This window comes from Gallibacterium melopsittaci, assembly GCF_042433085.1.
In the GTDB taxonomy this organism is placed as follows: Bacteria; Pseudomonadota; Gammaproteobacteria; order Enterobacterales; family Pasteurellaceae; genus Gallibacterium; species Gallibacterium melopsittaci.
This window is the reverse complement of the sequence record NZ_JBHLWA010000024.1, coordinates 22554-43196: the sequence shown is the minus strand read 5'-3', so window position 1 is coordinate 43196 and position 20643 is coordinate 22554. Positions and strand designations below refer to the sequence as shown.

Genomic DNA, 20643 nt, shown 5'->3' with positions numbered 1-20643 from the left:
ACAAAGGCACGAAAATTAAAACAATGGTTAGTGTTGATATTGCTACAATTTTACAATATACGATTCCAGCTTTAATCTGGATCTGTATGGTTTCTATTACCCTACGTTTATTAACGAAACAGCAAGCCATTTCAGTGACACTCTCGTGGTTAATGATTGTTTATGTTGTTCCCGTCATCGGGATTATCGCTTACTTTATTTTCGGTGAAATTAAGTTAGGTTCTCGACGTGCAAAACTGTTCCATCAATTACGCCCTAAATATATTGCTTGGTTTGAACAGTACCAACAAAACAAAGATATTGTCGAAAGTAACGAAACACTACGCTATAAACCTATTTTCGATTTATGCCAACAACGTCAAAAAATTCCTTGTATTCTCGGTAACGATTTACACATTTTAACGACACCAGAAAGTATTATTCAAAGCATTATTCAAGATATTGAAACAGCGAAATTCTCTATCAATATGACTTTCTATATTTGGCAAAGTGGTGGATTAATTGAACGAGTCGAACAAGCGCTACTTGCTGCTCAACAACGTGGAGTCCAAATCCATATCTTGCTTGATTCTGTTGGCAGCCGAGAATTCTTACAAAGTAAACTATGCCAACAGCTTCGTCATCAAGGTATCGAATTTTTAGAAGCATTACACGCTAATCCATTTCGGATGTTTTTGGAACGAATCGATCTTCGTCAACACAGAAAAATAGTGGTGATCGATAATCAAATTTCTTATACCGGTAGTATGAATATGGCTGATCCGAGCCAATTCAAACAAAATGCGAATGTTGGTCAATGGGTAGATATTATGGTGAGAATGGATGGGCCTGTTTCTTCTATTCTTAACCATTTACATGCTTGGGACTGGGAAATCGAAACTGAACAACAACAATCGTTGGCATTTGCCCTTTGTCCTCTTTTACCGATTGAAAATGATAACTCTCATGCAGTACAAATTTTAGCAACAGGACCAGGTTTTCCAGATGATCTAATGTCACAAACCTTACTGACAGCTATTTTCTCTGCCCGTAAATCGATCACTATTACTTCACCTTATTTCGTTCCTAGTCAGAGTATTGAAGATGCGTTAAAAATTGCCGCACAACGTGGTGTCGAAGTCAATCTTATTTTACCGCAAAAGAATGATTCAACTATGGTGCAATGGGCAAGTCGTGCCTTATTTGATAATTTGTTGGCTGCGGGTGTCAAAATTCATCTTTTTACTGGTGGATTACTACATACCAAAAGCATTCTGATCGACCAACGTTTAGCACTTGTTGGCAGCGTTAATATGGATATACGCAGTTTTATGCTCAATTTTGAAGTGATGATTATTGTTGAAGATAGGGATTTTGCTAAAGAAATTGCCACATTGCACACCAATTATTATCAACAAACGCTCCCTTTAGATTATCCAAAATGGCAACAGCGTCCATTATGGCAACGGATTATCGAGCGTTTATTCTTTTTCTTTAGTCCATTGCTTTAATTGAAAGGAAAATTTATGCAGTTACATTGTAAAAAATTTGATCAGCTCACTACACACGAACTCTTTCAAATTTACCAAGCAAGAACAGCAGTATTTGTCGTAGAACAACAATGCCCTTATCAAGAAGTAGATGAAATTGATCTTAGTGCTATGCATTTATGGCTAACAGATCAACAAAAATTAGTCGCTTATGCGAGAATCTATCTCGACCAAAATATTGTGCATTTTGGTCGAGTGTTAGTTATTACATCACATCGTGGTTATGGTATTGCCAGACAATTATTAGTTCATCTTCTTGACTTTATTCAGCACACTTTTCCTAATCAACCCATCACAATTCAAGCACAACATTATCTACAAGCCTTTTATGCGCAATTTGGCTTTGTCGCAACATCAGAAGTTTATCTTGAAGATAATATTCCACACATAGATATGTGTAAAACTAACTAAAAATCTTACTGACGATTAATAAAAGATCGAATAGCAAAGGTGCTATTAATGAGGTAATCACACCACATAGAACCAGTGCGATAGAACTATATGTTCCTGCTTTCTTATCAATTTCCATACAAGCGGCTGTACCAAGTGCGTGTGAAGCTGTACCAATAGCTAACCCAGCAGCTTCACTATTTTTAATTCTTAGTAATTTCATAATGGTATAACCCAACACAGATCCTATTAATCCAGCAATAATGACTAACACAACCGTTACGGTTGGCACACCGCCAATTGTTCCAGATACAGCCATCGCCAAAGGTGTAGTAATTGATTTAGCAAAAATAGTTGCCATAATTTGCTGATTAGCGCCAAACAAGTAGGCAATAAAGGAACCACTTAACATCGCAAATGCAGAGGAGATCGTAGTAATAAACAGAATACTACGCCAATATTGTTTAATCTGTTTTAGCTGCTCATATAATGGTAATGCTAATGCAACAATTGATGGTCCTAATAACGAACTTAATGGTTTATTCCCCTCAATATAATCGTGATAAGGAATGTGGAAAATCAATAAAATAGCAATTAATAAACAAACTGTAATCACAAACGAGTTAAAAACGAGTGATTTAATTCTTTTATTAATTGCTACCGCAAGAAAAAAGGCAATAATCGTCATCAAACAATACAAATAAATCATTTTGCACCTCTTAAACTACGCTTTTTGACTCTTTTACGTAATTTGCTAAATGAATTATAGGAAAAGAAGTAATCTGCTAACAACGCAGTAAATACAAGCACCAAGCAAGTACTAATAATAGTCGGAATCAACAGTGAAACCGCTTGTTTAGTCAACAAATCAAAATAATCAATAATACCTACGCTAAGTGGTATAAATAAAACTGACATATAACGGATTAACAATGCACCGCTAGGCATCACCCACTCTTCTTTGATCAGCTTGAATACTAAACAAACAAATAACAGTAACAAGCCCCAAATACTTGCTGGAATACCAATTGGGAAAATATAATTAATTCCCTCACCGAGATACAACATTGCATATAAAATGGCGAGTGAACGAACGAAAGCTACAATTTTATAAAACATCATCAACAGAAATATGTAATAATATTGAACCTATTCTACTCTCATTTTGTGATCAATGTCACTTTTTTAAAATTAATTTAGTTACCTATGAAAAAGATTTTTATTGCTTGTTTATTTACTTTCATTACATTAAATAGCTTTGCTGAACGTACTATTTCTTGTCGTGTTGTCAGTGTTAGTGATGGTGATACCTTCACTTGTTTATTGCAAAATAATAAACAAATTAGAGTTCGTTTAGCTCAAGTCGATGCACCTGAAAAAAAGCAACCTTATGGTGATCGTTCTCGTCAACTACTCTCCCAATTAATCTTTAAAAAAAATGTTAATATTCAATCTAGTGAACACGATCAATATGGTCGAGTTGTTGGGCAAGTCTTTGATACTGCTGGTAAAAATATTAACTTAACTATGGTACAACAAGGGTTAGCTTGGGCATATCGTGAATATATGCACGATAATCAATATCTACAGGCTGAAAATGATGCTCGTCAACAACGTCGTGGTTTATGGCAGGATAGTGATCCAATTTATCCGAGTAATTGGCGTAAACATGCCAAAAATCCATCTGCACCTCTTGCCCAAAATCCAAAGCCATTATTAGCCTTGCCAAAGCCTGGAACAACATCTATCAGTACAAATAGTACAAGTTGCAGTACTAAACGTTCATGTAAAAGTTTTGCTTCTTGCGAAGAGGCAACCCGTTTTTTCAAGCAATGTTCTGCCGATTATTTAGATGGTAATCATGACGGCATTCCTTGTAATTCACTATGCCGATAACCCCGTTTATGTCACATTTTGATATTACTCAATTTCGTGCAGAATTCCCTTTTTTACAGCAGTATCCTACTGCTGTTTATCTGGATTCTGCAGCCACAACATTACGTCCACAAGTGCTAATTGATGCTACTACACAGTTTTATTGTTCTGCTGGTTCAGTACATCGCAGCCAATATGATTGGCAGCAAACACAATTATTTGAGCAAGCTCGTCAACAAGTTGCACAATTTATTCAAGCAGAAGATGAAAGTTGTATTATTTGGACATCAGGTACAACTCATAGTATTAACAGTATTGCCTATGGATTAACCCATCTGTTACATGCTGGTGATCACATTATTCTCTCTGAAGCAGAACATCATGCAAATTTTGTTATATGGCAACAACTTGCCTTACAACACCATCTAAAATTGATTGTTTTGCCATTACAAACAGATTACCAAATTGATTTAGCTGCCTTAACAGCAGCTCTATCAAGTAAAACAAAAATTGTTGCTTTAAACTTTGTTTCCAATGTAACAGGTTATCGCCAACCGATAGAACAATGTTCTACTTTAATCCGCCAATTAGCACCTCAAGCATTAATTGTTGTCGATGCTGCACAAGCCGTATTGCACCAAGCCATCTCATTGCAGCAACTTGATGTGGATTTTTTAGCATTTTCTGCACATAAATTATTAGGACCGACTGGATTGGGCGTATTAGCGGGGAAAAAATCTGCTTTACAACAACTCTCACCACTGTTTTTTGGTGGCAAGATGGTTCAACAGGTAACTCATCAACACGCTTCTTTTCAACAATTGCCTTATCGTTTAGAAGCTGGTACACCGAATATTGCGGCGGTTATTGGTTTTGGTGCAGTCTTACACTGGTTACAACAGTATGATTTCCATCAACTAATGCAACATACTCAACAGTTAGCTCAACAATTCCGCCAGAGGTTATCTCAATACAGAAGTTGTAAATTATTTAGTTCTCCTGACAGCCATATAATTAGTTTTATATTTGCTGATATTGATAATAGTGATTTAGCAACACTGTTAAGTGAACAACAGATCGCTTTACGCACTGGACAGCATTGTGCCCAACCTTATCTCCAATTTTTACAACAACGTGGTACCTTACGCTTATCATTAGCACCTTATAATAATCAACAGGATCTCAATTTATTTTTTAAAGCATTGGATAATGCACTAGCTTTGTTGGAGGATTAAATGACTTTCGCAGAGATTGAAGCACTTTTTGCTCAATGTCAGAGTTGGGAACAACGTTATCGCCAACTGATTTTACTTGCAAAACAATTACCTAAACCAGAAGATCAAGTTCTAACGCAATTACCTTTAATTGAAGGATGTGAGAGCCAATTATGGTTTAAATTATTTCGTCAAGAACAACAATGGCATTGCATTGCGTATAGTAATGCTCGAATTTTAAATGGCATTCTTTTTATTCTACAAACAGCTATTAATGAAGCCAGTTCTGAAAAATTGAAAAATTTTAATATTACAGCGTTATTACAACAGTTAAAAATTGACCAGCGATTAAGTAAAACACGATTAAACGGACTAAAGAATATTGAAAAAATTATTAGCAATACTGTTACTGAATTGTTATAGTTATTCACGCAAAGTTTAAATCAAAATTTGCAATTATTTTTTATTTAGAATAGCACATTGCTATTCTTTTTTATGGAAAAAGGAGTGATGATGAATACAAAATCTTTAATCAAAACTGCACTATTCAGTAGCCTACTTGCTTTTAGTTCAATGAGTTTCGCTGATAGTGTTGCACAAGAAATGCAGCATTTTAAAGAGAATATTGGCCCTGTCTTAAAAGCGGAAAATGCAGAAGCGATGCAAAAAAATCTAAGCGAATTAAAAGCAGCTGCGCAACGCTCTTTAGAACTTGTTCCAGGTAGTTTAGCGAAAAAAGGCAAAGATAGTGCGGAATTTAAAGATTATCAACAAGGTATGCAGCAATTTATCGCTGTAATTGATGAATCTTCTGCCCTTGCTGCAAAAGGCGAACTTGAGCAAGCAAAAGAAAAAGCGAAAGATCTTCTTTCTATTCGTAACGAATATCACAAAAAATATAAATAATTTATCTTAAGAAAAAAAGGCTAAGTATCAACTACTTAGCCTTAATTTTGATTCATCAATAATGTAAGATTATAAAATAAAGCGACTCAAATCTTCATTTTCTACTACATCGCCTAATGCAGCTTTCACATACTCCTGATCAATCACGACTTTTTCACCGCTCATATCAGAGGCTTCAAATGAGATCTTATCCATTAGACGTTCTAAAACAGTATGTAAACGTCTTGCACCAATATTTTCAGTTTTCTCATTCACACGAAATGCAGCTTCAGCAATCGTTGCAATCGCATCATCAGTAAATTCTACTGTAACACCCTCTGTTTGCATTAACGCTTTATATTGTTCAGTTAACGAGGCATTTGGTTCAGTTAAGATACGCTCAAAATCTTTCGCACTTAATGCACCTAATTCTACACGAATCGGTAAACGACCTTGTAACTCTGGGATTAAATCAGATGGACGAGCGACTTGGAATGCACCTGAAGCAATAAATAGAATATGATCTGTCTTCACCATACCATGTTTAGTATTAATGGTTGAACCCTCTACTAATGGCAATAAATCACGCTGCACGCCTTCACGAGAAACATCTGGTCCACTTGTTTCACCTCGCTTACAGATTTTATCAATCTCATCGATAAACACGATTCCGTGTTGTTCTACCGCTTCGATCGCTTTTTGTTTTAACTCTTCTGGATTAATTAATTTTGCCGCTTCATCTTCAATTAACACTTTTAACGCATCTTTAATTTTCATTTTGCGTTTTTTCGTTTGACCACTCGATAAATTTTGGAACATTGATTGTAATTGGCTGGTCATCTCTTCCATTCCTGGAGGTGCCATAATTTCCACCCCAACGGAACTCCCTGCTGCTACATCAATTTCAATTTCTTTATCATCTAACTGACCTTCACGTAGTTTTTTACGGAAAATTTGTCGAGTATGACCATTTGAATCTGTATTTTCAGTATTCCCCCATTGATCTTTTGCTGGTGGTAATAACACATCTAAAATACGTTCTTCTGCGGCTTCTTCTGCACGATAACGGTTCTTATTGATTTCGGTTTGGCGTACCAGTTTCATCGCCACATCAGCGAGATCACGAATAATAGAATCTACTTCTTTACCAACATAACCGACTTCAGTAAATTTAGTCGCTTCAACTTTAATAAATGGTGCATTCGCCAATTTTGCTAAACGGCGCGCAATTTCTGTTTTCCCTACCCCAGTTGGTCCAATCATTAAAATATTTTTTGGCGTAACTTCATGACGGAGAGGTTCTTGTAACTGCATACGACGCCAACGATTACGCAAAGCAATCGCCACTGCACGTTTCGCATCTGCTTGTCCAATAATATGTTTATCTAATTCAGAAACTATTTCACGAGGAGTCATTTCAGACATATGCTTTATCCTTTTCTTTTATGTATAGCCAACATCATTCAGGCTATATGGAATGAATTTACAATCTGTTGCGTTTATTATTTGAGATTATGGCAACTCTTCAATAGTAAAATTGGTATTCGTGAATACACAAATATCACCAGCAATTTTGAGTGATTTTTCAACAATTTCTCTGGCAGAAAGATCAGTATTGGCAACTAAAGCTCGTGCAGCTGCCATCGCATAATTTCCACCTGATCCAATTGCTAGAATTTGATCTGCTTCAGGTTGAACCACATCGCCCAATCCCGTAATAATTAATGATTCTTTCGCATCAGCAACAATTAACATTGCTTCTAATTTGCGTAATGCACGATCTGTTCGCCACTCTTTTGCTAATTCAACAGCACTCTTTAATAAATGGCCTTGATGCATTTCTAATTTACGTTCAAATAATTCAAATAGCGTAAAAGCATCAGCTGTACCACCTGCAAAACCTGCTAATACTTTATCTCCATATAAACGGCGTACTTTACGTGCATTACCTTTCATTACGGTATTGCCTAATGAAACTTGTCCATCTCCACCAACAACAACATGCCCATTACGGCGAACACTTACGATTGTAGTCATAATTTATTTCCTTCTTACTCTACAATTGACACAACGCTTCCCAATATGGGTGCATTCAAAAAGGTTTCAAGTAAAAAACAAATAAAAATATCGCCTGCAAATTGACAGGCGATATTTCCTAAACAACGATTTAAGCAAATTTAGCTCTTCTTGCTTTTACTGCTGCGGCTAAATCATAAAGGACTTTTTCGGTATCTTCCCAACCAATACATGCATCGGTAACACTTTGTCCATATGTTAATGCTTTTCCATCAATGATATCTTGGCGACCTTCAACTAAATTGCTTTCAACCATAACCCCAAAGATATGTTTTGAACCTTGACTAACTTGACGACAGACTTCATCACAAACATCTAATTGTTTCTTGAATTGTTTTGAACTATTTGCATGGCTAAAGTCAACCATTACATGAGGAATACGCCCACTCTTTTCAATATCTTTAACCGTTTTCAAAACATCTTCTTCTGAATAGTTAGGGCCTTTATCTCCACCACGTAAAATAATATGGCAATCAGGATTTCCTTTTGTCGCTACAATCGCTGAATGGCCAAATTTGGTCACAGATAAGAAATAGTGTGAGGCTTCGGCTGCACCAATCGCATCTAAAGCAATTTTTACACCGCCATTTGTCCCATTTTTAAAACCTACCGCACAAGAAAGCCCTGATGCTAGTTCACGATGCACTTGAGATTCCGTTGTTCTCGCACCAATCGCACCCCAACTCATAAAGTCAGCAATATATTGTGGCGTAATCATATCTAAAAATTCACCTGCAGATGGCACGCCCAAATCATTAATATCTGATAACAATTTGCGAGCCATTCGTAAACCATCATTTAGTGCATAGCTATGATCTAGATGAGGATCATTAATTAATCCTTTCCAACCAACCGTAGTACGTGGTTTCTCAAAATAAACCCGCATCACAATTTCTAACTCATCTTTCAATGCTTCTCGTAATACTTTTAATCGTTTTGCATAATCAATCGCCGCTTCTGGATCATGAATAGAACAAGGTCCAATCACCACTAAAAGACGATCATCTTCTTGATGCAAAATATTATGGACTGCTTGACGGGTTTGTTTTACAGTTTTAGCTGCAGTTTTACTTGCAGGATATTTTTCTAATAAGGCGATTGGAGGTAATAGTTGTTCTACTTTTGCAATACGAACATCATCATTCTCAATTCGAATATCTTTTTTAATTACTGCCATTGATTCACTCTCTTTGTATTTATGTACTACTAAACTAGTTCAAATGTTAGCATATAAAATTTTAATTTCAACTAGCATCTATCGATATTTTCACCTATAACACAGATAACTACAAACGTTAATATATTAGTGATTATTCAAAACTTTTGCTGGTTGCAAGCGAGCTGCACGAATTGCTGGATACAGTGAAGCTAACAAACTTAAAATCAATGTTGCCACAAAAACTAAACCAACATCGCTAAAATGTAACTCACTTGGCATAAAGTCAATAAAATAAACACCATCAGATAAAATCTTAGTATGAAAAATTTTTTCGATTAGATAAATAATATTTGTTAGGTTTAATGCCACTAAAATCCCTAATATAATTCCCCAGACACACCCTTTCATACCAGAAAAAAGTCCATACCATAAAAAAATATGACGAATAAAGCGGCTATCTGCACCTAATGTGCGTAAAATTGCAATATCGCCTTGTTTATCTTTCACCGCCATTACTAATGTAGAAATAATATTAAAGCAAGCAATCCCAATCACTAAAACCATCGCTAAATACATCACTGTTTTAATTAATGAAATATCACGATACATATAACCAAAACTGTCTATCCAAGTATTCGCAATCAAACCTTGCGGATAGGTTGATAACGCTGAATAGTCAAACTGATTAACCAAAAATGGCGATTTAATTGCTAGCTCAATACCGGTCGCTTGATTCGCTGTATAATTGAGGTATTGTTGTGCGACTGCTAATGGAATAAATGCATAGCTATGATCGAGTTGTCCATCTAAACGTAAAATACCTTTCACTTGTAATCGATGACGTTCTGGTTGTGCCACTTTACTTACATCGTGTTCCGCTTGATCGGACACCAATAACGATACCCAATCCCCCACATCAACCCCCAGATCTTTCGCAATTCCATAGCCAAGAATAATCCCCTCTTTTTGTTGTGAAAAGGTTTGCCAGCCCTGATTCAACACAAACTGCCCTACCGCACTAACCTGTTCCAACAACACAGGTTCAACCCCTTTTACTTGAATAACTTTAAGCTTAGATCCTGATTCCGCTAGGGTGGTAAAAGAGACATAGGGCGAAAAACCTTTCACTTCAGGATTATTGTGTAATGCTTGTTGTAATTGGTACCAATCTTCAATAGGCTGACGCTCATATCCTGTAATACTAATATGAGGTACAACTGCTAAAATTCGTTGGTTAAGTTCACGCTGAAAACCATTCATTGCACTTAAGCCAATAATTAACACCGCTACACCAAGTGCAATCCCTAACGTAGAAAACCACGCAATGAGCGATACCAATCGATTTTTTTGTTTACCTCTCTGATAACGCCAACTGATTAAAAATGGCGTATTCATACACTTGCCTCCGCAGTTAATACACCATCACGCATCTGATAACGTTTTTGTAGTTTTGCCGCTAAATTCAGGTCATGTGTTACCAATAGAAACGCAATCTGTTTCTCTGCATTTAATTGTTGAATTAATTCAAAAATATGTTCAGTGGTTTTTTGATCTAAATTGCCTGTTGGTTCATCGGCTAGCACAAGATCTGGGTTATTCACTAACGCTCTCGCAATCGCCACTCGTTGTCGTTCGCCACCTGATAAGGCTGATGGGCGATGTTGAATTCGGTGTGCTAATCCCACCGCTTGTAACATCTCGGTTGCTTGTGCATACGCATACTCTTTTTTCTCACCCGCAATTAACATTGGCATAGCGACATTTTCTAGTGCAGAAAAATCTGCCATTAAATGGTGAAATTGATAAACAAACCCTAAATGTCGATTGCGTAATTTAGCCACTTGCTTATCGGATAACTGTGATAATTGCTCACCATTCAACCAAACTTCTCCACTGGTTGGCTTATCTAAACCGCCTAAGAGATGTAATAAGGTACTTTTCCCTGAACCAGAGCTCCCTACAATCGCGGTTAAATCACCACGTTGTACCGCAAAAGAGATCGCATTTAACACCGAAGTCGCTTTATCACCCTCTTGATAAACTTTAGATAATTGTTCACAAGCCAATAAAGCAGATGAATGTAAATTAGACATAGAATTACTCATAACGCAACGCCTCCGCTGGCTCGATCTTCGCTGCTCGATAAGCAGGATAAAGCGTAGAAATAAAAGATAAAGTTAATGAAAATACAATAATAAAAATAATCTGTAACCAATCAATTTCACTTGGCAAAGCAAATCCTTGTGGATTTAGCCAGAGTAATAATAGCGTTAAATAATGGGTAGCGACAATGCCCAATGCTGCCCCAATCAATGTACTTAAGACACTAATCACCATACCTTGATAAATAAAAATACGCATAATTTGCTGACGAGCTAAACCTTGCGTCTGTAAAATTGCAATTTCGCCTTGCTTATCTAGGACCATTAAACTCAATGAAGTAACAATATTGGCAATCGCCACTAAAATGATCAGCCCAACCAGTAAAGACATCATATTTTTTTCCATTTTGACTGATTGGAAAAATTCCCCTTTCTGAGCTCGCCAATCACTGATTTTCCATTCCTCATTTGAAAAATACTTCGGTAATTCGGTAATTAAAAAAGGATCTTGTAAAAATAATCGTACTCCTTGTACTTGTTCTGATTTTAATCGCAATAAACGCCCTACATCTTGTAAATTAGCAAAAATCTGATCATCCATACTCCATTCTGGATAAATCGCACTAATGGTAAAGAGACGCTGTACAGGAATTCTACCCAATGGGGTATAAACACTATTTTCAGGAATGAGCAAACGAACTTTATCACCGACAGTTAATTGATTTTGTTGTGCTAAACGTTGCCCAATAATTAAATTGAATTGATTAGCTGGTAATAATTGATCTATTGGTTCGACTAAAGAGGCTAACAATGGATCATCTTGTTGTTGTCGCACGCCAATTAACTGTGCAGCACTTAAGCCGTTTGCACCTTGCAAAATCACTTGAGCTAGATTAATTGGTACAGCTTTATTCACAAAAGAGGGTAAATTTGGCAAGCCATTATCTTGTAACGAAAAAGGTTGAGCTTGTGGTGTAATTACGGCTTGTGGAATATGAGATAACACATTCTGCTTTTGATAACTTTCTAATCCGTTCATCACAGATAACACAATAATCAATGCCATTACTCCCAACATAATGCCAATACTAGCGAGGCGTGTAACAAGGCGACCGAAGCGATCGCCACTTTTAGAACGCCAATAACGTAATGCCACCATCAGTGGAACATTTACCGACATAATTTTCCTTATAATTTGCAATCAAATAACATAATAAATCCGTTCATACACCGTGAACGGATTTTCTATCATTATCTAATAATCAGTAACCAAATTATTTGCCTGTCGCCACAAACTCTTCAATATTTTGCGTAACTTTATTGACTAATGTGGTTACTGCCGAATCAGATGCCCAAGCAATATGTGGAGTGATTAATAAATTTGGTAAACGTTTTGCGGCTTCCATTAATACATTACCTTTTTCTGGCGGTTCTTGACGCATCACATCAATCGCTGCACCAGAAAGTTGTCCTGATGTTAACGCCTCTAATAACGCTTGTTCATCCACTAATGGGCCTCGTCCAGTATTAATTAAAATCGCACCTCGCTTACACAGTGCCAAAGTATCACGATTAATTAAATTTTGCGTTGTTTCTGTTAATGGGCAATGTAATGTCAAAATATCGGCTTGTGCTAAGACATCCTCAAATTTTGTGTAGCCTTCACGCACTGTGGCTGCACCACGATGTTCTGCATACAATACTTGCATTCCTAATAATTCTGCTAAACGCCCAATTTCACGCCCTAGATTGCCACGACCAAAGATCCCTAACACAGAACCTTTCACATCTTTAATTGGATAATCAAAATAACAGAATTGCAGATTTTCTACCCATCGATCAGTTAATTGATCTCGATACCATCCCATTAAACTATGACGTAACGCATAAATCATTCCTAATACATGTTCAGGTACAGTAACTGATGAATAACCCGTTACATTTTTTACTACAATACCGAGTTCTTTCGCTGCCACTAAATCAACATTATTTGTTCCTGTTGCAGTAATAGCGATTAATTTTAATTTTGGGAGCTGTGCCATGACTTCACGGCTAAAAATGACTTTACTGGTTACCGCAATTTCCGCATCTTGCATACGCTCAATGACCTGTGCAACTGAAGTGTGTTCATATTCAACCCATTCATGTGCAAACTTAGGACGAGGAATCGGAATGTGTTTTGGAATGGCAGTACTATCTAAAAAGACAATTTTCATTACAGTCTCCTTGTATCAATTTGGTAACAAAAACGCTTTCAAGATAACAATAAAACAGAGGGTTGCAAAGTAGAAATTATTAAATCAATTACTGCTGCCCAATTTCTATTCACTTCCCTCTATTGTGTGTATAAACACTAATTTGCAGTATCTAATTCGGCAAAACTTTTTACTAAATCATCTACCGCTTTCATTTGTGCAATAAATGGTTCTAATTTATCCAACGGTAATGCTGATGGGCCATCACACTTCGCTTTATCTGGATTTGGGTGTGCTTCTAGGAATAAACCCGCTAAACCAATGGCTAAACCAGATCTTGCCAATTCTGTCACCTGAGCACGGCGACCACCAGAGGCTGCACCAAATGGATCACGGCATTGTAATGAGTGGGTCACATCAAAAATGACAGGGCAACCTTTAGACACCTGTTTCATAATGCTAAACCCTAGCATATCCACCACTAAATTATCATAACCAAAGTTAGTCCCACGATCGCACAGAATCACCTTATCATTGCCACATTCATGAATTTTTTCTACGATGTTTCCCATTTGTCCTGGGCTTAGAAATTGTGGTTTCTTAACATTAATTACTGCACCAGTCCGTGCCATTGCTTCGACTAAATCAGTTTGCCTTGCCAAGAATGCTGGTAACTGAATAATATCGACTACATCCGCTACAGGTTGGCATTGATAAGTTTCATGCACATCCGTAATAATTTTTACCCCAAATGTTGTTTTTAATTCTTCAAAAATCTTTAGCCCTTCTTCCATGCCAGGCCCACGATAAGAATAAATTGAAGAACGGTTCGCTTTATCAAACGATGCCTTAAACACATAAGGGACGTTGAGTTTTTCTGTCACTTTGACATACTGCTCACAAACTTGCATCGCCATATCTCGACTTTCTAATACATTCATCCCGCCAAATAGGACAAATGGTTTATCATTTGCAATATCAATATTGCCTAACTTAATGGTTTTATTCTGCATAATTTTTCCTTTAATTTATTGGAATGAATAAGGAATCGCTTGTAAATCTTGAAGCTGTAATTTTACTAACGGTGTTATTGGATCTTCTGGACATTGCTCAACAAAATATTGCAAGTCAGGTACAGCTAAATGGAAACATTCCATATTGCCATACACCACACCACGATCACGAATTTCATACGGGTCTTCTGGATCATCAGATAAACGCTGCTCAATTAACGCTAATGCTTGCTCATTTTTTCCTTCACGAATTAACGCATTTTTCAACACTTGATAAACACGATCTTCTAACTCTACAACATCAGCACTACCTACATATTCCGTTGTTAATTGTGTTCCAAAACCTAAATAACCTTCTAACCACGTTTTTAATAAATCATGCGACACATACTTACCATCCCACGGATTAATAAATGCCACTTCATCATCAACATCTGCTCTTAATAATAGTTGTGTTGGAAAATTGACACCTGTAATCGGTAAATCATACTGTCCTGCTAAAAATAACACCATTGAACCTAATACTGCAGGTGTTCCTTCTTTTGATTTAAGTACATTTGATAACATCAAATTAGATGAATAGAAGTAGGTTTCTCGATCACAAAAAAAGCCCTTTTCTCCATAAAAAAACTGCAATAACAAATGAATCCGCATTTTCACATCAGTTTCACCATTAAAAAATAGTGTTAACTCTCTCGTTAAATGTCCCATGCGTCCATAAATACTGCTTTTTTTAAAGTTTGGATCAACGACTTCATTTAAACGTACAATTTGTTGAAAAAGATATTTTTTGCTTGCGACTCGTCGCTCATATTCTTTTAATGCAATTTCTTCTAATGCAATCTCTTCTGGCGTTTTTTTATTCATTCTTTTTATTATCCATTCCACTGTGCAAAGGTAACACGTTGATTACCACCATAGTCTTTAACAGTTTGCACATTTTGCCAATGATATTGTTGAAATAATGTTTGTACTATCTCGGCTTGCTGCCAACCATGTTCAATCAACAACCAACCTTGTTGTTGAATAAATTCTTTTGCTGTTTGAATAATATGCTCAATATCCGCTAAACCGTTATTTTCTGCCACTAATGCCGATAATGGCTCAAAACGAACATCGCCTTGTTGTAAATGAGGATCATCTTTTGCAATATAAGGTGGATTACTCACAATAAGATCAAACTTTTCATTCTTAGCTAAAGCAGAAAACCAATTACTTTGGATAAATTCGACTTGTGATAACTGATTTCTCACTGCATTTTGTTTTGCTAATTCCACCGCCTCCACAATTCTATCTACACCAAGTACTTGATATACCCTTTTTTGCTGTTGCAATTCATAGGCTAAAGCTAACGCTATTGCACCTGTTCCTGTACCTAAATCTAATATTGCTAACTTTTCTTCTGAAGCAAACTGCTTAGCAATCAACGCTAATGCGGTTTCAACTAAACACTCTGTATCTGGACGAGGAATGAGTGTCTTATCTGATACCGCTAAATCTAATGTCCAAAAGCCTTTTTCACCAACGATATAAGCAATAGGCTCTCCCTGTAAACGCCGTTGGACAAATTGATTTAATGTTTGTAATTGCTCAACAGATAATAATGTTTCCGCAAAAGCCATCAGTTGAGCCGATGACTTCTGTGTAACATATTGTAATAACATTTGTGCATCAATCTTGGCATCCGAGATTGCTTCAATCACACTAAGTTGTTGTGTCGTCTGCTGCAGCCAATTTTGATAACTTAAGGCAGAATTACTCATTTTCTGACAAAGCAGCCAGTTGTTCTGCTTGGTATTCCGTAATAATTGGTTGAATTAAATCATCAATTTTACCATTCATCACTTCATCTAAGCGATATAACGTTAAGTTAATACGATGATCTGTTACTCGGCCTTGTGGGTAGTTATAAGTACGGATTTTATCAGAACGATCGCCTGAACCTAATAAACTACGGCGGGTATCTGCTTGTTCAGCTGCTTTACGCTCTTCTTCTGCTTGTACTAAACGAGAAGCTAACACAGACATCGCTTTTGCTTTATTTTTATGTTGTGAACGTTCATCTTGGCACTCCACCACAATCCCTGTTGGAATATGGGTAATACGTACCGCAGAATCCGTGGTATTAACATGCTGTCCACCCGCACCAGATGAACGATAAGTATCAATCCGTAAATCAGCAGGATTAATTTCTGGTAAAGCAGATTCTGGTAATTCAGACATCACCGCAACCGTACAGGCAGAGGTATGGATACGCCCTTGTGATTCTGTTTTTGGTACACGTTGTACACGGTGTCCACCTGATTCAAATTTCAACTGCCCATAAACATTCTCACCACTGATTTTTACAATGATTTCTTTATAACCGCCTTGCTCGCTCTCATTCGCACTTAGCACTTCTGTCCGCCAGCGTTTGCTTTCTGCATAACGGCTATACATTCTAAATAAATCACCCGCAAAAATACCTGCCTCATCACCACCTGTCCCAGCACGAATTTCTAAATAGCAGTTATATTCATCATTAGGATCTTTAGGTAGCAATAAAATTTGTAATTGTTGTTCACTTTCCTCAATTCCCGCAGTACAAGTAGCGATTTCTTCTTCCGCCATCTCTTTCATACTCGGATCGTCAAGTAAAATTTTCGCCTCTTCTAAATCGTTATTTAACTGTTTCCAACGGGAAAAACATTTCACGACATCTTCTAATTGAGCATACTCTTTTGAATACGCACGAAACTTTTCTTGGTCATTGATTACTGAAGGATCGCCAAGCAATGCTTGCAATTCTTCATAACGTTCATCTAAGGTTTCTAATTTACTAATAATTGAGGCTTTCATCATTCACCTTTGTTGTTATTGCCAATATTATGCTTTAGTCAAAAATCCGCTTATTCTAGCGAAAATCACTTCAAGGAAAAAGCCACTACCAACATTTATTTTCTGATTGAGGTAAGGTTTTCTATTCATAGCGTAAATCAAAAAGTTTTATTTTCTCTAAAATTATTACCAATATCTCATTGGCTACTTGTTATTAAGTCCTTTATTGCACAACTATTTTTTCTATTTTGTGATGTAACTCTCATTGTAACGTCTAAAAAATAAGCTATTAACGCTAATGAACTAATAAACTGTAAAAAATAGATTACATTGTAAACCTTTTTCTATAGAATCTGCCCGTCATTCACAATCAGCGAGATATTTATAATGAAAAACAAAACTTTAGGTAGTTCTTTAATTGTCGCAGGAACTACAATTGGAGCGGGTATGTTAGCGATGCCATTAACCTCTGCCGAAATGGGATTTACTACCACCTTATTATTACTTTTTCTTTTATGGGTACTACTCTCGTATAGTGCTTTACTTTTTGTTGAGGTTTACCAAAAAGCAGAACGCCGAGATGCAGGCATTGCCTCTTTAGCAGAACAGCATTTTGGGATGATCGGTCGGGTCTTGGCTACGCTCTCTTTGGTCATCTTTATGTATGCCATCTTAACTGTGTATTCACTTGGTGGTGGTGATTTATTCACACCTTATTTAACTTTCGCAGGAGAACACGCTAACACCTTAGCTATTCTTATATTTGTGATCTTATTTGCCATTATCGTTACCATTGGAACGGGGGCTGTTGATGGTTTTACCCGTCTATTATTTATTGCCAAATTAATTGCTTTTGGCTCTGTACTCTTCTTAATGTTACCTAAAGTGACCTTAGCAAACCTTGGTGCGATGCCGTTACATCATTTTTTGATTATCTCTGCTAGCCCCGTATTTTTTACTTCTTTCGGTTTTCATGTCGTCATCCCAAGTATTAATAACTATTTAGATGGTGATATTCGCCGTTTACGCATTGCGATTATTGGCGGTACTGCTATTCCTCTAGTGGCATATATCCTATGGCAAATGGCAACACACGGTGTATTTGAACAATCTCAATTTATTCAGATTATCCGCAACGATCCAACATTAAATGGACTTGTTCATGCAACTTACCAAGCAACCGGCAGCTACTTTATTAGTGCATTTGTACGTACTTTTTCCGTATTGGCCTTAATTACTTCATTCTTAGGGGTTTCTTTAGCATTAGTTGATTGCTTAGATGATCTTTTAAAACGTATTAATATTAATGCTTCTCGTATTAGCCTAAGTTTGCTTACTTTTGTACCAACCTTGTTATTTGCTATTTTCTATCGTGATTTTTTAGCTGTACTCACTTATGCTGGACAAATGTTCACTTTTTACGGTTTAGTGTTACCAGTTGGTATGGCTTGGGTATTACGTAGAAAATATCCTGATTTACCTTATCGTGTCATGGGCGGTAACCTTGGTCTATTTATTGCCTTATTATTAGGATTACTCATTATGAATGCACCATTCCTAATTTCAGCTGGTTATTTACCTCCTGTTGTAGGCTCTTAATTTATTACTATCGATATTTTTCGCATTTAGTCATAAATAACGAGAATAAGAAACCACTTTTTGCTATTACTCACCTAACTAAGGATTAAGACAAAAAGTGGTTTATTTTTTGTTAACTTGCTAAAGCTAGCAATTCTTCTGCATTGGCTAATGAAGTTTGTGTCACTTGACTTCCACCTAATAAACGTCCAATTTCTTTAATTCGTTCATCATTATTTAATAATATTACTTTGGTTTCTGTCTTACCCTCTTTGCAGAATTTCTCTACTTTATAATGTTGATGTCCATGTGAAGCTACTTGTGGTAAATGTGTAATACATAAAATTTGTACTGAATTTCCTAAATTACGTAATAGCTTACCAACAACACTTGCAGTGGCTCCACTAATCCCCACATCAATTTCATCAAAAATAATAGTAGGGACAGCACTCTTATCCGAAGTTAATGTTTGTAACACTAATGCAATACGAGATAATTCTCCACCAGACGCATTTTTATGTAATGGTTGTGCGGTTTCACCTAAATTACTCATCAGCATAAAATTCACTTGGTCAAACCCATTTGCCGTAAATTTTTCCCTATCTACTACACATTGGATATCAAATTCAGCATTTTCCATTGCTAACTGCTTAATCTGTTGAGTAACTGATTTCGCTAATAAAATTGCACCTTGTTGACGACGTTCTGATAATTGTTGTGCAATCTGTAATACTTCTTGATACGCTTGTTGTTCTAATTCAATTAAATGATCTTCACCCTCAATATAATCTGTTAATTCAGCATATTCTTGTTTTAATTGTTGATGGTGAGTTGCTAATTCAGTCACAACTACCCGATGTTTTTGAGCTAATTGTAATGCTTGTTTAATACGAATTTCAGTATGCACCAATAACTCAGGATCATCTTCAATGCGATAGGATAAATGTTGCACTTCTGAAAATGCTTCTTGGATATAAATTTGTGCTTGTTGTAGCAACTGTTGTGCATTATTAAACTGCTCATCAGCTTCAACCAACTCTTCCAAATAGTGAGTTGCTTTATTTAATAAATTCTCAATATTGGCTGTTTCATTTTCCGAAAGTAGTTGTAATACAGCTTGTGATCCTCGATTCAATAAATCACTATTTGCTAAACGTTTTTGTGTATTATCTAGTTCTTCAAACTCACCTTGTTTTAAACCAAACTCATTTAACTCTTCAATTTGATAATGCAACAACTGTTTCTTTGCCTCATTCTCCGCACATTGTTGCCGAAACTCCGCTAAATTACGCTGTTGTTTTTTCCAGTAGTGATATTGTTCCGATAGTTGTTGTAACAAATTCCGATTATGACAAAACGCATCAAGCATTTGTAATTGATATTCTGGTTTCAATAATCGCTGTGACGCATGTTGCCCACTAATTTGTACTAATAAATCCCCTAATTCTCGTAATTGGGCTACAGGAACTGGTTGATTATTAATAAAGCCTTTTGAACGTCCATCAGCATTAATAGTACGGCGTAAAATGCACTCCTCTGGATTATCTTCATCATCCAACTCGTGGACTTTTAACCATTGCTGTGCTGCTGGATTATCTTGGAGGGAAAAAACAGCACTAACATCCGCTCTCGATTCACCTGAACGCAGCATACTACTCTCAGCTCGTTGCCCTAAGCAGACCTCTAACGCATCTAAAGCAATAGATTTTCCAGCCCCCGTTTCACCAGTAATCACTGACAGACCACAAGCAAAATCAAGCGTAAGCCGATTAACAATTGCAAAATTATTGATTTGTAATTGAGTAAGCAT

21 protein-coding genes are annotated in these 20643 nt (G+C 36.5%); 7 read left to right on the top strand and 14 right to left on the bottom strand.

The window, feature by feature from the left end; genetic code table 11:
- The first annotated feature begins 23 nt into the window (after nucleotides 1-23).
- Nucleotides 24-1490 carry a cardiolipin synthase gene (gene cls, locus ACFFHT_RS05390; RefSeq protein WP_382374186.1) on the top strand — a complete coding sequence of 489 codons (1467 nt, stop codon included), beginning with the start codon at nucleotides 24-26 and terminating at the stop codon, nucleotides 1488-1490.
- Between the two features lie 15 nt (nucleotides 1491-1505).
- On the top strand, nucleotides 1506-1940 hold the full coding sequence (locus ACFFHT_RS05385) for a GNAT family N-acetyltransferase (protein WP_382374184.1): 435 nt from the start codon (nucleotides 1506-1508) through the stop codon (nucleotides 1938-1940).
- On the opposite strand, the gene ACFFHT_RS05380 is transcribed toward ACFFHT_RS05385, so the two are convergent.
- Both ACFFHT_RS05380 and ACFFHT_RS05375 read right to left on the bottom strand, forming a co-directional pair.
- Entirely contained in the window at nucleotides 1933-2628 is a 696-nt protein-coding gene (locus tag ACFFHT_RS05380; protein ID WP_382374182.1) for a CidB/LrgB family autolysis modulator, read from the bottom strand. The two genes, ACFFHT_RS05385 and ACFFHT_RS05380, sit on opposite strands and share 8 nt — an antisense overlap.
- The gene (locus ACFFHT_RS05375) at nucleotides 2625-3038 is read right to left on the bottom strand and encodes a CidA/LrgA family protein (protein WP_382374302.1); all 414 of its coding nucleotides are present in this window, start codon (nucleotides 3036-3038) and stop codon (nucleotides 2625-2627) included. The genes ACFFHT_RS05380 and ACFFHT_RS05375 overlap by 4 nt, the downstream gene beginning before the upstream one ends.
- A gap of 87 nt (nucleotides 3039-3125) precedes the next feature.
- Between ACFFHT_RS05375 and ACFFHT_RS05370 the strand changes: the two genes are divergently transcribed.
- The 4 genes from ACFFHT_RS05370 (at nucleotide 3126) to ACFFHT_RS05355 (ending at nucleotide 5914) form a co-directional block, all read left to right on the top strand.
- Entirely contained in the window at nucleotides 3126-3815 is a 690-nt protein-coding gene (locus tag ACFFHT_RS05370; RefSeq protein ID WP_382374180.1) for a thermonuclease family protein, read from the top strand.
- 8 nt (nucleotides 3816-3823) lie between these two features.
- Nucleotides 3824-5029, top strand: a complete 1206-nt coding sequence (locus ACFFHT_RS05365; protein ID WP_382374178.1) for an aminotransferase class V-fold PLP-dependent enzyme — start codon at nucleotides 3824-3826, stop codon at nucleotides 5027-5029.
- A complete protein-coding gene (locus ACFFHT_RS05360; protein ID WP_382374176.1) occupies nucleotides 5030-5431 on the top strand; it encodes a SufE family protein in 402 nt (133 codons plus the stop codon).
- Between the two features lie 90 nt (nucleotides 5432-5521).
- Nucleotides 5522-5914: a cytochrome b562 gene (locus tag ACFFHT_RS05355; protein ID WP_382374174.1), complete on the top strand. Its 393-nt coding sequence runs from the start codon at nucleotides 5522-5524 to the stop codon at nucleotides 5912-5914.
- Nucleotides 5915-5983: 69 nt separating this feature from the next.
- On the opposite strand, the gene hslU is transcribed toward ACFFHT_RS05355, so the two are convergent.
- The 11 genes from hslU to prfA all read right to left on the bottom strand — a co-directional run bounded on the left by hslU (nucleotide 5984) and on the right by prfA (nucleotide 17276).
- The gene (gene hslU / locus ACFFHT_RS05350) at nucleotides 5984-7318 is read right to left on the bottom strand and encodes an ATP-dependent protease ATPase subunit HslU (RefSeq protein WP_382374172.1); all 1335 of its coding nucleotides are present in this window, start codon (nucleotides 7316-7318) and stop codon (nucleotides 5984-5986) included.
- Between the two features lie 87 nt (nucleotides 7319-7405).
- On the bottom strand, nucleotides 7406-7930 hold the full coding sequence (hslV, locus tag ACFFHT_RS05345) for an ATP-dependent protease subunit HslV (RefSeq protein ID WP_065233529.1): 525 nt from the start codon (nucleotides 7928-7930) through the stop codon (nucleotides 7406-7408).
- A gap of 130 nt (nucleotides 7931-8060) precedes the next feature.
- On the bottom strand, nucleotides 8061-9146 hold the full coding sequence (gene aroG / locus ACFFHT_RS05340; protein ID WP_382374170.1) for a 3-deoxy-7-phosphoheptulonate synthase AroG: 1086 nt from the start codon (nucleotides 9144-9146) through the stop codon (nucleotides 8061-8063).
- A gap of 126 nt (nucleotides 9147-9272) precedes the next feature.
- Entirely contained in the window at nucleotides 9273-10523 is a 1251-nt protein-coding gene (gene lolE / locus ACFFHT_RS05335) for a lipoprotein-releasing ABC transporter permease subunit LolE (protein ID WP_382374168.1), read from the bottom strand.
- Entirely contained in the window at nucleotides 10520-11233 is a 714-nt protein-coding gene (gene lolD / locus ACFFHT_RS05330) for a lipoprotein-releasing ABC transporter ATP-binding protein LolD (RefSeq protein ID WP_382374166.1), read from the bottom strand. Before lolD ends, lolE begins: the two co-directional genes overlap by 4 nt.
- Complete coding sequence (locus ACFFHT_RS05325) at nucleotides 11226-12410, bottom strand: lipoprotein-releasing ABC transporter permease subunit (protein WP_382374164.1); 1185 nt, start codon at nucleotides 12408-12410, stop codon at nucleotides 11226-11228. Before ACFFHT_RS05325 ends, lolD begins: the two co-directional genes overlap by 8 nt.
- Before the next feature lie 94 nt (nucleotides 12411-12504).
- Complete coding sequence (locus tag ACFFHT_RS05320) at nucleotides 12505-13446, bottom strand: 2-hydroxyacid dehydrogenase (RefSeq protein WP_382374162.1); 942 nt, start codon at nucleotides 13444-13446, stop codon at nucleotides 12505-12507.
- Nucleotides 13447-13583: 137 nt separating this feature from the next.
- Nucleotides 13584-14438 carry a 3-deoxy-8-phosphooctulonate synthase gene (gene kdsA / locus ACFFHT_RS05315; protein WP_382374160.1) on the bottom strand — a complete coding sequence of 285 codons (855 nt, stop codon included), beginning with the start codon at nucleotides 14436-14438 and terminating at the stop codon, nucleotides 13584-13586.
- A 15-nt stretch (nucleotides 14439-14453) separates the two neighbouring features.
- Nucleotides 14454-15305 (bottom strand): SirB1 family protein, encoded by an 852-nt coding sequence (locus ACFFHT_RS05310; protein WP_382374158.1) that lies wholly within the window; start codon nucleotides 15303-15305, stop codon nucleotides 14454-14456.
- Between the two features lie 8 nt (nucleotides 15306-15313).
- Nucleotides 15314-16201, bottom strand: coding sequence for a peptide chain release factor N(5)-glutamine methyltransferase (gene prmC / locus ACFFHT_RS05305; protein WP_382374156.1), 888 nt, complete (start codon nucleotides 16199-16201; stop codon nucleotides 15314-15316).
- Nucleotides 16194-17276 (bottom strand): peptide chain release factor 1, encoded by a 1083-nt coding sequence (prfA, locus tag ACFFHT_RS05300; RefSeq protein WP_382374300.1) that lies wholly within the window; start codon nucleotides 17274-17276, stop codon nucleotides 16194-16196. Before prfA ends, prmC begins: the two co-directional genes overlap by 8 nt.
- Before the next feature lie 366 nt (nucleotides 17277-17642).
- Here prfA and ACFFHT_RS05295 point away from each other — a divergent pair, with 366 nt between their 5' ends.
- Complete coding sequence (locus tag ACFFHT_RS05295; protein ID WP_382374154.1) at nucleotides 17643-18854, top strand: aromatic amino acid transport family protein; 1212 nt, start codon at nucleotides 17643-17645, stop codon at nucleotides 18852-18854.
- 112 nt (nucleotides 18855-18966) lie between these two features.
- Here the strand turns inward: ACFFHT_RS05295 and recN are convergent, their stop codons facing one another.
- A complete protein-coding gene (recN, locus tag ACFFHT_RS05290) occupies nucleotides 18967-20643 on the bottom strand; it encodes a DNA repair protein RecN (protein WP_382374152.1) in 1677 nt (558 codons plus the stop codon).

What these genes read in the sequence shown, in the direction of transcription:
- ACFFHT_RS05355 (WP_382374174.1), top strand. Translation starts at nt 5,522, where the DNA reads ATGAATACAAAATCTTTAATCAAAACTGCACTATTCAGTAGCCTACTT.
- ACFFHT_RS05325 (WP_382374164.1), bottom strand. Translation starts at nt 12,410, where the DNA reads ATGTCGGTAAATGTTCCACTGATGGTGGCATTACGTTATTGGCGTTCT.
- ACFFHT_RS05380 (WP_382374182.1), bottom strand. Translation starts at nt 2,628, where the DNA reads ATGATTTATTTGTATTGTTTGATGACGATTATTGCCTTTTTTCTTGCG.
- ACFFHT_RS05295 (WP_382374154.1), top strand. Translation starts at nt 17,643, where the DNA reads ATGAAAAACAAAACTTTAGGTAGTTCTTTAATTGTCGCAGGAACTACA.
- kdsA (WP_382374160.1), bottom strand. Translation starts at nt 14,438, where the DNA reads ATGCAGAATAAAACCATTAAGTTAGGCAATATTGATATTGCAAATGAT.
- recN (WP_382374152.1), bottom strand. Translation starts at nt 20,643, where the DNA reads ATGCTTACTCAATTACAAATCAATAATTTTGCAATTGTTAATCGGCTT.
- ACFFHT_RS05370 (WP_382374180.1), top strand. Translation starts at nt 3,126, where the DNA reads ATGAAAAAGATTTTTATTGCTTGTTTATTTACTTTCATTACATTAAAT.
- ACFFHT_RS05365 (WP_382374178.1), top strand. Translation starts at nt 3,824, where the DNA reads ATGTCACATTTTGATATTACTCAATTTCGTGCAGAATTCCCTTTTTTA.
- ACFFHT_RS05375 (WP_382374302.1), bottom strand. Translation starts at nt 3,038, where the DNA reads ATGTTTTATAAAATTGTAGCTTTCGTTCGTTCACTCGCCATTTTATAT.
- lolE (WP_382374168.1), bottom strand. Translation starts at nt 10,523, where the DNA reads ATGAATACGCCATTTTTAATCAGTTGGCGTTATCAGAGAGGTAAACAA.
- ACFFHT_RS05385 (WP_382374184.1), top strand. Translation starts at nt 1,506, where the DNA reads ATGCAGTTACATTGTAAAAAATTTGATCAGCTCACTACACACGAACTC.
- lolD (WP_382374166.1), bottom strand. Translation starts at nt 11,233, where the DNA reads ATGAGTAATTCTATGTCTAATTTACATTCATCTGCTTTATTGGCTTGT.
- cls (WP_382374186.1), top strand. Translation starts at nt 24, where the DNA reads ATGGTTAGTGTTGATATTGCTACAATTTTACAATATACGATTCCAGCT.
- prfA (WP_382374300.1), bottom strand. Translation starts at nt 17,276, where the DNA reads ATGAAAGCCTCAATTATTAGTAAATTAGAAACCTTAGATGAACGTTAT.
- ACFFHT_RS05360 (WP_382374176.1), top strand. Translation starts at nt 5,030, where the DNA reads ATGACTTTCGCAGAGATTGAAGCACTTTTTGCTCAATGTCAGAGTTGG.
- hslU (WP_382374172.1), bottom strand. Translation starts at nt 7,318, where the DNA reads ATGTCTGAAATGACTCCTCGTGAAATAGTTTCTGAATTAGATAAACAT.
- prmC (WP_382374156.1), bottom strand. Translation starts at nt 16,201, where the DNA reads ATGAGTAATTCTGCCTTAAGTTATCAAAATTGGCTGCAGCAGACGACA.
- ACFFHT_RS05310 (WP_382374158.1), bottom strand. Translation starts at nt 15,305, where the DNA reads ATGAATAAAAAAACGCCAGAAGAGATTGCATTAGAAGAAATTGCATTA.
- hslV (WP_065233529.1), bottom strand. Translation starts at nt 7,930, where the DNA reads ATGACTACAATCGTAAGTGTTCGCCGTAATGGGCATGTTGTTGTTGGT.
- ACFFHT_RS05320 (WP_382374162.1), bottom strand. Translation starts at nt 13,446, where the DNA reads ATGAAAATTGTCTTTTTAGATAGTACTGCCATTCCAAAACACATTCCG.
- aroG (WP_382374170.1), bottom strand. Translation starts at nt 9,146, where the DNA reads ATGGCAGTAATTAAAAAAGATATTCGAATTGAGAATGATGATGTTCGT.